17 protein-coding genes and 1 pseudogene are annotated in these 13,050 nt (G+C 66.5%); all 18 read right to left on the bottom strand.

The genetic code is table 11. The annotated features are described in order from the left end of the window. Window positions 1-4: 4 nt before the first annotated feature. Window positions 5-397 carry a DUF4870 domain-containing protein gene (locus tag DPV74_RS03940; RefSeq protein ID WP_011350734.1) on the bottom strand — a complete coding sequence of 131 codons (393 nt, stop codon included), beginning with the start codon at window positions 395-397 and terminating at the stop codon, window positions 5-7. A gap of 69 nt (window positions 398-466) precedes the next feature. Beyond that, window positions 467-832 carry a phosphoribosyl-ATP diphosphatase gene (locus DPV74_RS03935; protein ID WP_006485344.1) on the bottom strand — a complete coding sequence of 122 codons (366 nt, stop codon included), beginning with the start codon at window positions 830-832 and terminating at the stop codon, window positions 467-469. Next, complete coding sequence (gene hisI / locus DPV74_RS03930; RefSeq protein ID WP_039366640.1) at window positions 829-1,245, bottom strand: phosphoribosyl-AMP cyclohydrolase; 417 nt, start codon at window positions 1,243-1,245, stop codon at window positions 829-831. Before hisI ends, DPV74_RS03935 begins: the two co-directional genes overlap by 4 nt. Next, window positions 1,245-2,018: an imidazole glycerol phosphate synthase subunit HisF gene (hisF, locus tag DPV74_RS03925; protein ID WP_011350732.1), complete on the bottom strand. Its 774-nt coding sequence runs from the start codon at window positions 2,016-2,018 to the stop codon at window positions 1,245-1,247. The genes hisI and hisF overlap by 1 nt, the downstream gene beginning before the upstream one ends. A gap of 108 nt (window positions 2,019-2,126) precedes the next feature. After that, window positions 2,127-2,882 (bottom strand): 1-(5-phosphoribosyl)-5-[(5-phosphoribosylamino)methylideneamino]imidazole-4-carboxamide isomerase, encoded by a 756-nt coding sequence (gene hisA / locus DPV74_RS03920; RefSeq protein WP_021161854.1) that lies wholly within the window; start codon window positions 2,880-2,882, stop codon window positions 2,127-2,129. A 163-nt stretch (window positions 2,883-3,045) separates the two neighbouring features. Further along, the gene (gene hisH, locus DPV74_RS03915; protein WP_027788537.1) at window positions 3,046-3,687 is read right to left on the bottom strand and encodes an imidazole glycerol phosphate synthase subunit HisH; all 642 of its coding nucleotides are present in this window, start codon (window positions 3,685-3,687) and stop codon (window positions 3,046-3,048) included. Continuing rightward, complete coding sequence (locus tag DPV74_RS03910; RefSeq protein ID WP_027788538.1) at window positions 3,684-4,304, bottom strand: MarC family protein; 621 nt, start codon at window positions 4,302-4,304, stop codon at window positions 3,684-3,686. The genes hisH and DPV74_RS03910 overlap by 4 nt, the downstream gene beginning before the upstream one ends. 66 nt (window positions 4,305-4,370) lie before the next feature. Beyond that, complete coding sequence (gene hisB, locus DPV74_RS03905; protein ID WP_011350728.1) at window positions 4,371-4,958, bottom strand: imidazoleglycerol-phosphate dehydratase HisB; 588 nt, start codon at window positions 4,956-4,958, stop codon at window positions 4,371-4,373. A gap of 65 nt (window positions 4,959-5,023) precedes the next feature. Then, a complete protein-coding gene (hisC, locus tag DPV74_RS03900; RefSeq protein WP_021161857.1) occupies window positions 5,024-6,097 on the bottom strand; it encodes a histidinol-phosphate transaminase in 1,074 nt (357 codons plus the stop codon). A gap of 145 nt (window positions 6,098-6,242) precedes the next feature. Next, entirely contained in the window at window positions 6,243-7,559 is a 1,317-nt protein-coding gene (hisD, locus tag DPV74_RS03895) for a histidinol dehydrogenase (RefSeq protein ID WP_059698110.1), read from the bottom strand. A 24-nt stretch (window positions 7,560-7,583) separates the two neighbouring features. Continuing rightward, window positions 7,584-8,237 carry an ATP phosphoribosyltransferase gene (gene hisG / locus DPV74_RS03890; protein WP_027788540.1) on the bottom strand — a complete coding sequence of 218 codons (654 nt, stop codon included), beginning with the start codon at window positions 8,235-8,237 and terminating at the stop codon, window positions 7,584-7,586. An 8-nt stretch (window positions 8,238-8,245) separates the two neighbouring features. Next, window positions 8,246-9,595 carry a UDP-N-acetylglucosamine 1-carboxyvinyltransferase gene (gene murA, locus DPV74_RS03885; RefSeq protein WP_027788541.1) on the bottom strand — a complete coding sequence of 450 codons (1,350 nt, stop codon included), beginning with the start codon at window positions 9,593-9,595 and terminating at the stop codon, window positions 8,246-8,248. Window positions 9,596-9,609: 14 nt separating this feature from the next. Then, window positions 9,610-9,849 carry a BolA family protein gene (locus DPV74_RS03880; RefSeq protein WP_006477131.1) on the bottom strand — a complete coding sequence of 80 codons (240 nt, stop codon included), beginning with the start codon at window positions 9,847-9,849 and terminating at the stop codon, window positions 9,610-9,612. A gap of 56 nt (window positions 9,850-9,905) precedes the next feature. Next, window positions 9,906-10,760, bottom strand: a complete 855-nt coding sequence (locus DPV74_RS03875) for an ABC transporter permease (protein ID WP_226113712.1) — start codon at window positions 10,758-10,760, stop codon at window positions 9,906-9,908. Next, the gene (locus DPV74_RS03870; RefSeq protein ID WP_034189820.1) at window positions 10,757-11,683 is read right to left on the bottom strand and encodes an ABC transporter ATP-binding protein; all 927 of its coding nucleotides are present in this window, start codon (window positions 11,681-11,683) and stop codon (window positions 10,757-10,759) included. Before DPV74_RS03870 ends, DPV74_RS03875 begins: the two co-directional genes overlap by 4 nt. Window positions 11,684-11,875: 192 nt before the next feature. Beyond that, window positions 11,876-12,151, bottom strand: coding sequence for a lipid asymmetry maintenance protein MlaB (locus DPV74_RS03865; RefSeq protein WP_027788544.1), 276 nt, complete (start codon window positions 12,149-12,151; stop codon window positions 11,876-11,878). Then, window positions 12,148-12,777 (bottom strand): phospholipid-binding protein MlaC, encoded by a 630-nt coding sequence (locus tag DPV74_RS03860; RefSeq protein ID WP_027788545.1) that lies wholly within the window; start codon window positions 12,775-12,777, stop codon window positions 12,148-12,150. Before DPV74_RS03860 ends, DPV74_RS03865 begins: the two co-directional genes overlap by 4 nt. A 111-nt stretch (window positions 12,778-12,888) precedes the next feature. Continuing rightward, a pseudogene (locus tag DPV74_RS03855) lies at window positions 12,889-13,050 on the bottom strand (VacJ family lipoprotein); the annotation flags it as partial.

Below are 13,050 nucleotides of genomic sequence, written 5' to 3'. Positions count from 1 at the left end.
CCGGTCAGAACCAGGCCTGCGGATCGAGCGGCTTGTTGTCGTTCAGGTACAGCCAACCCTTGATGATACGGTACAGCGTCCAAATCCACGTGACAAACATCACTGCGAATCCGATCACCACGAACATCAGCGCGAACCCGATCACGTACGCGATCAGCGCGCGCCAGAACGTGCGAATCTGCCACTCGAAGTGGGCGGCATACGGCGTACCGGCCACATCGTCGCGCTTCACGTAATTGATGATGATCGCGATGATGCCCGTGACGCCGCCCGTGAGCCAATGAAACGCGTAGAGGCCGTAGAGCACGTGAGTCAACGTGCGCAGCCCGTTCAGGCGTTCGGCGTCCGCGGCCCCCGGCACCGACGGCGGCGGAAACTGACTTGGCGTATCGGTCATGATGCTACCCCCGTTAGATGACAATTCTTACAGCTTACCGCACTGTGGCCATCCCGCGACAAGGGTCTGTCACCCGCCGTTTTCCTCACGCTCGCGACGCTTGCGCAGGGCCTTCTCCTCGATCCCCGACAGCCCTTCGCGGCGCTCGAGCTCGGCGATCACGTCGGCCGGGCTCAGGTCGAAATGCGACAGCATCACGAGGCAGTGGAACCACAGGTCGGCCACCTCGCCGACGAGCGCGGTCGGCGCGCCGCCCTGGCGCACGTCCTTCGCGGCCAGCACGACTTCCGTCGCCTCTTCGCCGATCTTCTTCAGCACCGCGTCGTCGCCCTTGTGGAACAGGCGGGATACGTACGATTGATCGGGGTCGCCGCCCTTGCGGCTATCGATCACGGCCGCGAGGCGCAGCAGCGTGTCTTCGGTCGATTGCGTCATTTGTAGATGTGTTCGGGATCTTTCAGCACCGGTTCGACCGCGACCCAGTCGCCGCTGTCGACGGTGCCTTCGAATTTCTGGAAGAAGCACGAATGCCGGCCGGTGTGGCATGCGATGCCCGACACTTGCTCGACCTTCAGCAGCACGACGTCCTCGTCGCAGTCGAGCCGCACTTCGTGCACGTGCTGCACGTGGCCCGACTCCTCGCCCTTGAACCACAGGCGCTTGCGCGAACGCGAATAATAGACCGCGCGCTGCGTCTCGATCGTCTTCGCCAGCGCCTCGCGGTTCATCCACGCGAACATCAGCACGTCGTTCGTCGACGCCTCCTGCGCGATCACCGGCACGAGGCCGTTGTCGTCCCAGCGGACCTTGTCGAGCCACGCGGGCAATGCATTCGTTTCCGTATTCATCACAGCCTCACCGGGATGCCCTGGTCGGCCATGAAGCGCTTCGCCTCGCCGACCGTGTGCTCGCCGTAGTGGAAGATGCTCGCGGCCAGCACCGCATCGGCGCGGCCGTCCTTGATGCCGTCGGCCAGGTGCTGCAGCGAGCCGACACCGCCCGACGCGATCACCGGCACCGGCACCGCGTCCGACACGCCGCGCGTGAGCGCGAGGTCGAAGCCCGACTTGGTGCCGTCGCGATCCATGCTCGTGAGCAGGATCTCGCCCGCGCCGAGCTCGGCCATCTTGCGCGCCCATTCGATCGCGTCGAGGCCCGTGTTCTTGCGGCCGCCGTGCGTGAAGACTTCCCAGCGCGGCGTCTCGCCGTCGGCCGACACGCGCTTCGCGTCGATCGCGACGACGATGCACTGCGAGCCGTACTTGTCGGCCGCGTCGCGCACGAGCTGCGGGTTCGCGACGGCCGACGAATTCATGCTGACCTTGTCCGCGCCCGCGTTCAGCAGGCGCCGCACGTCCTCGACGGCGCGCACGCCGCCGCCGACGGTCAGCGGAATGAAGACCTGCGACGCGACGGCTTCGATGATCGGCAGGATCAGGTCGCGCTGGTCGGACGTCGCGGTGATGTCGAGGAACGTCAGTTCGTCGGCGCCCTGGTCGTCGTAGCGGCGGGCGATCTCGACGGGGTCGCCGGCATCGCGCAGTTCGACGAAGTTGACGCCCTTGACGACACGCCCGGCAGTCACGTCCAGGCAGGGGATGATGCGTTTAGCTAGAGCCATGATGTTGCGCCAAATGCCGCGATGGGACGGCCGGTTGCGGAAAGCCTCGCGCGAGGCTTCCGTTGGGGCCGCCTGCTGGCAGCCCCGGCGAGCGGGACAACCGCGCGCTTATGCGTTGTCGAGTTCGCCGTTCAGTTCGTCCGCGCGCTTTTGCGCGGCCGCGAAATCGAGATCGCCGGAGTAGATCGCACGGCCGCAGATCACGCCTTCGACGCCGTGCTCTTCCACTTCGCACAGGTTCTCGATGTCCGTGAGGTTCGACAGGCCGCCGCTGGCAATCACCGGGATGCCGACCGCCTGCGCGAGCTTCACGGTCGCCTCGATGTTGATGCCCTGCAGCATCCCGTCGCGGCCGATGTCCGTGTAGACGATCGATTCGACGCCGTAGTCCTCGAACTTCTTCGCGAGATCGACCACTTCGTGGCCCGTGAGCTTGCTCCAGCCGTCGGTCGCGACCTTGCCGTCCTTCGCGTCCAGCCCGACGATGATGTTGCCCGCGAACGCGGTGCACGCGTCCTGCAGAAAGCCCGGATCCTTCACGGCCGCGGTGCCGATGATCACGTAGGACAGGCCCGCGTCGAGATACTTCTCGATCGTCTCGAGGCTGCGGATGCCGCCGCCGAGCTGTACGGGGATTTCATCGCCGACTTCGTCGAGGATCGCTTCGATCGCCTCGAGATTCTTCGGCTTGCCGGCGAACGCGCCGTTCAGGTCGACCAGATGGAGCCGCCGGGCGCCGAGATCAACCCACTTGCGGGCCATCGCCGCCGGGTCCTCGGAGAAAATCGTGGCCTGGTCCATATCGCCCTGTTTGAGGCGCACACACTGACCGTCTTTGAGATCGATGGCCGGAATCAGCAACATAGCAATCGGGTGTCGTCGTGGAAAAAGAAAAGAATCCGGCGCGTACCGGCCAATCCGGTACCGCGCCGTCTCGCTAGTTTAGTACAACTCTTTCGGCGCTTAGGCGCGCGAGCCCCGTAAGACGGGCCTCTGCGGCCCGCCGACTGTGGCACGCACGCGACGTTCACGGTTTCCAGTGTACGAAGTTGCGATACAGACGCAACCCGACCTCCGCGCTTTTCTCGGGGTGGAATTGGGTCGCGAAGAGGTTGTCCCGCGCGACCGCGGACGTAAACGGCGCGCCGTAGGCCGTTTCGCCGACCGTATGCGCCGGGTTGTCCGGCGTCACGTAGTAGCTGTGCACGAAGTAGAAATACGCGTCGTCGGGCACGCCGTCCCACAGCGGATGCGGCTGCGACTGGTGCACGCGGTTCCAGCCCATCTGCGGCACCTTGAAGCGCGAGCCGTCGTCCTGCACGCGGCCGTCGAGTTCGAAACGCACGACCTTGCCGGGCAACAGGCCGAGGCCCTTCGTGTCGCCCTCCGCGCTCCAGTCGAACAGCATCTGCTCGCCGACGCACACGCCGAGCAGCGGCTTCGTGCGCGAGGCCTCGATCACGGCCTCCTGCAAGCCCGACTCGCCGAGGCAGCGCATGCAGTCGGGCATCGCGCCCTGGCCGGGCAGCACGACACGGTCGGCCGCGCGGATCGCGGCCGGCGTGTCGACGATCGCCACGTCGGCGGCCGGTTCGGCCTTCTTGAGCGCCTGCGCGACCGAGCGCAGGTTGCCCATCCCATAATCCACAATCGCAATCGAAGTTTTCATCTCAGTGCAGGCAGTAGCGCCCTCAGTCCATTGACGATGAATTCCACCGCCAGCGCCGACAGCATCAGACCCATCAGCCGCGTGGCGATGTTGATGCCCGTGCGGCCGATCCAGTTCGCGATCGGCTCGGCGAGCCGCATCGCGACGAAACACAGAAAAGCCAGGGCCGCGCCGATCGCGACCAGTCCGGCCCGCTCATACCAGTGACGCGAGTTCGCCGCGTAGATGATCACCGTGCTGATCGAGCCGGGGCCCGTGAGCAGCGGAATCGCCAGCGGCACGACCGCGATGTTGTCCTTCAGCTCGGCCTCGTGGCGCTCCTCCGGCGTCGATCGCGTGTTGCCGATCTGCGCGTTCAGCATGTTGATCGCCATCAGCAGCATGATGATCCCGCCGCCCACCTCGAGCGACCCGACCGAAATGCCGAAGAAGTCGATGATCTGCTGCCCGAGCAGCGCCGTCACCGTCATCACGCAGAACACCGACACCGACGCGATCCGGATCGTACGCCGCCGCTCGATGTCCGTCTGCTGCGCCGTCAGGCTCAGGAAGAACGGCACCGCACCGATCGGGTTGATCAGCGCCAGCAGCGAAATGAACGATTTGAGCAGATCCATCGCAAGCCGACGCCGCGCGCCGAAGCCGTGAGGTTGTCCTTGACGCTCCGTCCGGTCAGTTCAGGTTCAGAGGCTGCCCTTCGTCGACGGGATCTGCCCCGCCGCACGCTCGTCCAGCTCCACCGCCGCGCGCAGCGCACGGCCGAAGGCCTTGAACACGGTCTCGAGCTGATGGTGCGCGTTGATCCCGCGCAGGTTGTCGATGTGCAACGTGACGCCCGCGTGGTTCACGAAACCGCGGAAGAACTCGATCGACAGGTCGACGTCGAACGTGCCGATCCGCGCACGCGTGAACGGCACGTGGAATTCGAGGCCCGGCCGGCCGGAGAAGTCGATCACGACGCGCGACAGCGCCTCGTCGAGCGGCACGTACGAATGGCCGTAGCGACGGATGCCCTTGCGGTCGCCGATCGCCTTCGCGACGGCTTGCCCGAGCGTGATGCCGACATCCTCGACCGTGTGGTGGTCGTCGATATGCGTATCGCCATGCGCTTCAACCTCGAGATCGACCAGACCGTGTCGAGCGATCTGGTCGAGCATATGGTCGAGGAACGGCACGCCGGTAGCCAGCTTCTGCTGGCCCGTGCCGTCGAGATTGAGCTTCACACGGATCTGCGTTTCGCTGGTATTGCGAACGACTTCCGCCACACGCATGGCAATTCCTTGACTGAGTCGATGTAAATGGGGATTGATCGTTTCGCGCTGCGGCGCCCGCAGGCTCAACCGGGCAGCGCGAGTTTCAAAGCGGCCAGCAGGCGCGCGTTTTCGTCGGGAGAACCGACGGTGAGCCGCACGCATTCAGCCAGCAACGGATGCATTTTACTCACGTTTTTGACCAAAACCCGCTCGGTGAGCAGCGCGTCGAACACGGCGGCCGCGTCCGGCACCCGCACCAGCAGGAAATTGCCGGCGCTCGGGAACACCGTCGCGCCCGGCAGCGCGGCCACGGCCTGCGCGAGACGCGCGCGTTCCGCCCGCAGATCGGCCGCCTGCGCGTCGAGCACGCCGAGGTGGTCGAGCAGGAAATCGGCGGTCGCCTGGGTCAGCACGTTGATGTTGTACGGCGGGCGCACCTTGTCGAATTCGGTCAGCCATGCGGGCGAACCGACCAGATAACCGAGGCGGATGCCCGCGAGGCCGAGCTTCGACACCGTGCGCATCACGACGACGTTGTCGAATTCGGCGGCGCGCGGCAGCCACGAGCGCCCGGCGAACGGCTGGTACGCCTCGTCGATCACGATCAGGCTGTGCCGCGCGGCGGCGACGATCCGTTCGATGTCGGCATCGTCGTACAGCGTGCCGGTCGGGTTGTTCGGATAGGCGAGATAGACGAGCGCCGGACGATGCTCGGCGATCGCCGCGAGCATCGCGTCGACGTCGAGCGTCAGGTCGGCCTTCAGCGGCACGCCGACGAATTCGAGCTGGGCGAGCTTGGCGGACAGTTCGTACATCACGAAGCCCGGCACCGGCGCGAGCACCTTCGCGCCCGGCTTCGCGCAGGCCACCGACATCATGCTGATGATTTCGTCCGAGCCGTTGCCGAGCAGCACGTCGCAGGCGGCCGGCACGCCCATCGCGTGGCGCAGCTTGTCGATCAGCGCGGCCGGGCGCGGCGCCGGGTAGCGATTCAGCGCGACCTGCGCGAGACGCTCGCCGAGCGCCGCGGCAAGCGGTTCGGGCAGCGGGTACGGGTTCTCCATCGCGTCGAGCTTCACGAATCCGCTCGCGTCCGGCACCGGATAGCTCGTCATCGCGAGCACGTCGCGGCGAATGATGTCTTGTGGCGTCGTCATGATCTCAAGCCGGCGTGCGTCGCGCCGGCGTCAAATGATCGGCAGGGCGGCGGCCGCCGCCCTGCACAGGTGTCTCCAGCCCCGGCCTTCGGGGTGCGGGCCGGGCGGCACATTCGCGCCTGCCCCGGCCCCGCGCTGCGTGCGCTCAGTTCTTCATCCGGAATTCGGCGCTCTTCGCGTGCGCCTGCAGCCCCTCGCCGTACGCGAGTTCGGATGCGATCTCGCCGAGCGTCTGCGCGCCTTCGGCGCTGACCTCGATCAGGCTCGAGCGCTTGATGAAGTCGTACACGCCGAGCGGCGACGAGAAACGCGCGGTGCGCGACGTCGGCAGCACGTGGTTCGGGCCCGCGCAGTAGTCGCCGAGGCTCTCGCTCGTGTAGCGGCCGAGGAAGATCGCGCCCGCATGGCGGATCTGCTGGCCCCATTGCTGCGGCTCCAGCGCGGAAATTTCCAGGTGCTCGGGCGCGATGTCGTTCGCGATCCGGCATGCTTCGGCCATGTCGCGCACCTTGATCAGCGCGCCGCGGCCTTCGAGCGACGCGCGGATCACGTCCTGGCGCGGCATCGACGGCAGCAGCTCGTTGATCGCCTTCTCGACGCGCTCGAGGAACGCACCGTCCGGACACAGCAGGATCGACTGCGCGAGCTCGTCGTGTTCGGCCTGCGAGAAGAGATCCATCGCGACCCAGTTCGGGTCGGTCGTGCCGTCGCACAGCACGAGGATTTCCGACGGCCCGGCGATCATGTCGATGCCGACCGTGCCGAACACGCGGCGCTTCGCCGACGCGACGTACGCATTGCCGGGACCGCAGATCTTATCGACGGCCGGCACCGTCGCCGTGCCGTACGCGAGCGCGCCGACCGCCTGCGCGCCGCCGATCGTGAACACGCGATCGACGCCGCCGAGCAGCGCCGCGGCGAGCACGAGGTCGTTCTTCACGCCGTCCGGCGTCGGCACGACCATCACGATCTCGCCGACGCCCGCGACGCGCGCGGGAATCGCGTTCATCAGCACCGACGACGGATACGCGGCCTTGCCGCCCGGCACGTACAGGCCGACGCGGTCGAGCGGCGTGACCTTCTGGCCGAGCACCGTACCGTCGCTTTCCGTGTACTGCCAGCTATGCGTGCCGCACTCGATCTTCTGCTTCTCGTGGTACGCGCGCACCCGCGCAGCCGCCGCTTCCAGCGCCGCGCGCGCCTTCGGCGCGAGGCCGTCGAGCGCCGTCTGCAGCGCGTCCTGCGGCAGCTCCAGCGCGGCGACGCTGTTCGCGCTCAGCCGGTCGAAGCGGTTCGTGTACTCGAGCACCGCGGCGTCGCCGCGCGACTTCACGTCGGCGAGGATCTGCGCGACCGATTGCTCGATCGCCGCGTCTTCGCTTGCCTCGAATGCGAGCAGCGCGCGCAGCTCGGCGCCGAAGCCTTCGCTCGTCGAATCGAGCTTGCGGATGGTGATGGACATGGGAGTTCCGTTACGGTGATGCGCTCAACCGCCATTCTGCGACGCGCGTTCGAACGCGTCGAGGATCGGCTTGAGTGCCGTGCGCTTCAACTTCAGCGCAGCCTGGTTCACGACGAGGCGCGACGAGATCGCCATGATCTCCTCGACCTCGACCAGATTGTTCGCCTTCAGCGTGCCGCCCGAGCTGACGAGGTCGACGATCGCGTCGGCCAGCCCCACCAGCGGCGCGAGCTCCATCGAGCCGTACAGCTTGATCAGGTCGACGTGCACGCCCTTCGCGGCAAAGTGTTCGCGCGCCGTTTCGACGTACTTCGTCGCGACGCGCAGCCGCGCGCCCTGGCGCACGGCGCTCGCGTAATCGAAGCCGGCCGATACGGCCACCGACATCCGGCAGCGCGCGATGTTCAGGTCGATCGGCTGGTACAGGCCCGAGCCGCCGTGCTCGACCAGCACATCCTTGCCGGCCACGCCGAAATCGGCCGCGCCGTATTCGACATAGGTCGGCACGTCGCTCGCGCGCACGATGATCACGCGCAGGTCCGGGTTCGTCGTCGGCAGGATCAGCTTGCGCGACGTTTCCGGATCCTCCGTCACCTGCACGCCGGCGGCGGCGAGCAGCGGCAGGGTTTCCTCGAAAATCCGGCCCTTCGACAACGCAAGGGTCAACGGCGGGGTCAGCGGCGCGGTCATGCTTGGCTCCCGGAAAGGCGGCGCACGTTCGCGCCGACGGCGGTCAGTTTGGCTTCCATGCGGTCGTAGCCGCGGTCCAGGTGATAGATGCGGTCGACGAGCGTTTCGCCGTCGGCACGCAGCCCGGCGATCACGAGGCTCGCCGACGCACGCAGGTCGGTCGCCATCACGTTCGCGCCCGACAGCTTCTCGACGCCCGTCACGAGCGCGGTGTTGCCGTCGATCGTGATGTTCGCGCCGAGCCGGTTCAGCTCCTGCACGTGCATGAAACGGTTCTCGAAAATGGTTTCGACGACCTGCGCGGTGCCCGTCGCGACCGTATTGAGGGCCATGAACTGCGCCTGCATGTCGGTCGGGAACGCCGGGTATTCCGACGTGCGGATCGTGACCGCCGACGGCCGGCGGTCCATCTTCACGCGCAGCCAGCTGTCGCCTTCCTCGATCGACACGCCGGCTTCGCGCAGCTTGTCGATCACCGCGTCGAGGATGTGCGGGCGCACGCCCGTCAGCATCACGTCGCCGCCCGCCGCCGCGACCGCGCACAGGAACGTGCCGGCCTCGATGCGATCGGGGATCACCGAATGGCGCGCGCCGTGCAGCCGCTCGACGCCCTGGATCACGAGGCGATCGGTGCCGATGCCGTCGATTTTCGCGCCCATCGCGACCAGCAAGTGTGCGAGATCGCTCACTTCCGGCTCGCGCGCCGCGTTTTCGATCACCGTCTCGCCGTCTGCCAGCGTCGCGGCCATCAGCAGGTTCTCGGTGCCCGTCACCGTGATCATGTCGGTCACGATGCGCGCGCCCTTCAGGCGCTTCGCGCGGGCTTCGATGAAACCGTGCTCGATGCTGATCTCGGCGCCCATCGCCTGCAGGCCCTTGATGTGCTGGTCGACCGGCCGCGCGCCGATCGCGCAGCCGCCCGGCAGCGACACCTTCGCCTCGCCGAAACGCGCGAGCAGCGGCCCGAGCACGAGGATCGACGCGCGCATCGTCTTGACGAGCTCGTACGGCGCCACGAGGTTGTCGACACGCGACGCGTCGAGCTGCACGCGGCAGCCGTCGGTCTCGCTCTTCACGCCCATCTGGTTCAGCACCTTCAGCGTGGTGCGCACGTCTTTCAGGTTCGGCACGTTGTCGAGGTCGACCGGATCGGCGGTGAGCAGCCCCGCGCACAGGATCGGCAGCGCGGCATTCTTCGCGCCCGACACGACGATCTCGCCCGACAGGCGGTGGCCGCCTTCGATCACGAGCTTGTCCATCCCATGGCCATGCGATTCCCCGTTGGCGGCCGGGTGTGCCGTGGCGACGCTCTGGACGGCGTCGCGCTCGTTGACGGTGACTTGCACTCAGTGAGTTCCGGTTATGCGTTCTGCCATTCGGCGGGCGTCAGCGTCTTCATGCTGAGCGCGTGAATTTCCTGCTTCATGCGATCGCCGAGCGCCGCATAGACGAGCTGGTGCCGCTGGATCGGCCGCTTGCCTTCGAAGGCCGCCGACACGATCGTCGCGAAGAAATGCTGGCCGTCGCCTTCGACTTCCAGATGCGTGCAGGCGAGACCGCCGGCGATGTATTGCTTGACCTGTTCGGGAGTCGGCAACATGGTGTAAGGCTCCTGTCGGCGCGCGCCGCCCGGAGGGCGGCCGCTGCCTGTCGATATCAATGACGCAGTTTGTAGCCGGTCGCGAGCAGCCGCATCGCGATCAGCGCGAGCAGCACGAAGAAACCGGTGACGATCGCGAGGCTCGCGAACGGGTTGATGTCGGACGCGCCGAAGAACCCGAAACGGAAGCCGTCGATCATGTAGAAAAACGGATTGAGACGCGAGATCTCGCGCCACACGGGCGGCAGCGAGTGCGTCGAATAGAACACGCCGGACAGGAACGTCAGCGGCATGATCAGGAAGTTCTGGAACGCGGCGAGCTGGTCGAACTTCTCGGCCCAGATCCCGGCGATCAGGCCGAGCGTGCCGAGGATCGCCGAGCCGAGCAGCGCGAACGCAATGATGAACAGCGGCGCCGCGAAATGCATCGGGATAAACCAGATCGTCACGACGAACACGCCCGTGCCGACCGCGAGGCCGCGCACCACGGACGCGAGCACGTACGCGCCGAAGATGTCGCGGTACGACAGCGGCGGCAGCAGCACGAACACGAGATTGCCGGTGATCTTCGACTGGATCAGCGACGACGAGCTGTTCGCGAACGCGTTCTGCAACACGCTCATCATCACGAGGCCCGGTACGAGAAAACTCACGTACTCGACGCCCGGATAGACCTCGACGCGGCCCGACAGCGCGTGGCCGAAGATCGTCAGGTACAGCAGCGCCGTCACGATCGGCGCGAGCACCGTCTGGAACGACACCTTCCAGAAACGCAGCAGTTCCTTGTAGAACAGCGTTTGAAAACCGCTACCCGACACTCGCCCGATAGCGCCCGGCTCAGGAGTTTGGAGGGAACGGGGGGGCTTCGCCCCCCCGAGCGAACGCAGTTCGCGTGGGGGTTGTTGATTCATGCCAGTCCCTCGATCACCTCGGCCCCGTTCATCACCTGGACGAACACGTCCTCGAGGTCGGCCTTGCGGACCTCGATCTCGTCGAATGTGCAGCCCGCCGCGCGGCATTGCGCAAGGATCCGCTCGACATCGTCGTAGCTCGTCAGGCGCAGCAGGTGCTCGCCCGGCGCGCGCGCGGCCGGATCGGTCTCCAGCCCGCGCAGCTCGGCGGGCAGCGCGCCCGTTGCCAGCCGCAGGTACAGCTGCAGCCCCGCGAAGCGGCGCAGCAGCGCGTCGGTGCGGTCGAGCGCGACGACTTCGCCACGGCGCAGCATCGCGATGCGGTCGCACAGCGACTCGGCTTCCTCGAGGTAGTGGGTGGTCAGCACGATCGTGTGACCTTCGCGGTTCAGGCGCGAGATGAATTTCCACAGCGTCTGGCGCAATTCGACGTCGACGCCGGCGGTCGGCTCGTCGAGCACGATCACGGGCGGCCGGTGCACGAGCGCCTGCGCGACCAGCACGCGGCGCTTCATCCCGCCGGACAGCGCGCGCATGTTCGCATCGGCTTTCTCGGTGAGGTCGAGATTGGCCATCACTTCGTCGATCCAGTCGTCGTTGCGGCGCAGCCCGAAATAGCCGGACTGGATCCGCAGCGTCTCGCGGACGGTGAAGAACGGGTCGAACACGAGTTCCTGCGGCACGACACCGAGCGCGCGGCGCGCGCCACGGAAGTCCTTGACGACGTCGTGACCGCGCACCGAGATACTGCCTTCGTCGGCCCGGGCGAGCCCGGCGAGGATACTGATGAGCGTGGTCTTGCCTGCGCCGTTGGGGCCGAGCAGACCGAAAAACTCGCCTTCCTCGACCGACAGGCTGACGCCCTTGAGCGCCTGAAGCGATTTGTAGCGCTTCTTGACGTGACGGATTTCTATGGCTGACATGACTGTGCGCGGCGCAAGGGCCGCGACGCCTATTCTGTGCTTGCTGCGAATGAAAATGGGGGCCGGACGCCGATTGGCTGCCCCGCAAAACGCTTGATTATAGGGCAAACCGGCTGGTGGAGCCGGTGCCGGAGGCACGCGGCCTGAAGCGTGCGCGCGCCGGCTGGCGCGGCAGGCTCCGGTCGGACAGGGTCAATGTCGCCCGGTGCCTTCGATGAGCGCGTCGACGCCGTAGGCGCGCGCGAGGCTGGCGAGCTTCGGGGGGAGATTGAGGATGTCGAGGGTCGCGCCGCGCGCCTTGGCGGCACGTTGCCATGCGAGCAGCACGGCGAGCGCGGACGAGTCGAACTGCGTCAGCGCCGCGCAATCGACGGCGGTCGCGCCCGCGCCGATGCGCGCAAGACCGTCCGCGAGCGCGGACTTCGCGCTCGCGACGGTCAGCGAGGAGCCGGCTTCGAAGCCGCTCACGACGCTTGCTTGCCGGCGGCAAGTTGCTGGTTGCGCTGCGTGAGGAACTGGATCAGCCCTTCCACGCCGCTTTGCTGGATCTTCTCGTTGAACTGCTGCTGGTACGTCTGGATCAGCCATGCGCCGAGCACGTTCAGGTCATACACCTTCCAGCCGTTCGACGTCTTGTACAGGCGGTAGTCGATCTGGACCGGCTGGCCGTTGTTCATCGCGACCGTCTTGACCACGACGTCGGTATCGGCCGGATCGGCGCGGAACGGCGGGTACTGGATCTGCTGGTCCGGCTTCAGTTGCGCCAGCGCGCCCGAATACGTGCGGATCAGCAGCAGCTTGAACTGCTCCTGAACCTGCTGCTGCTGTTCGGCCGTCGCCGCGCGCCAGTTGCGGCCCATCGCGAGCTGCGTGGTGCGGCGGAAATCGGTGTACGGCAGGATGTCCTTGTTGACGATCGTGATGATGCGGTTGGTGTCGCCCTGCTTGATCGTCTGCTGCTTGACTTCGTCGAGCACCTGCTGCGTCGCCGTCTTGATCAGCGCCTGCGGGTTCGACTGGTCGACTTGCGCGTGGGCTGCGCTGCCGAACGAGAACAGCGCCGCGAAAACGGGGATCAGGAACAGTTTTTTCATCATAGTGACCTGCATGAATATGTCGATGCGAAGGTTGGAGCAGGTAGCTTACGCGCAAGTTCGCGCACGCTACCGACTGAATCGTTTCTGGCTGTAACGAATGTAAATCCGTCAGTGCAGACGAATGCTCGGGAAGCGGAACCCGCCCGGCGACGGCGGCGCCACCTGCATCGGCGGCACGTTCGTTTCGCTGGCCGGGTTCGGCGATTCGGCCGTGCCCGAGGCCGGTGCGGCCACCGCCGCGCCCGATGCGCCTGCCGGCGCCGTCGCGCC

It is taken from the genome of Burkholderia sp. HAN2018, from assembly GCF_024704855.1.
Lineage (GTDB): Bacteria > Pseudomonadota > Gammaproteobacteria > Burkholderiales > Burkholderiaceae > Burkholderia > Burkholderia cepacia.
Note: the sequence above shows the minus strand (reverse complement) of the source record. Positions and strands in the feature narration are given on the sequence as shown.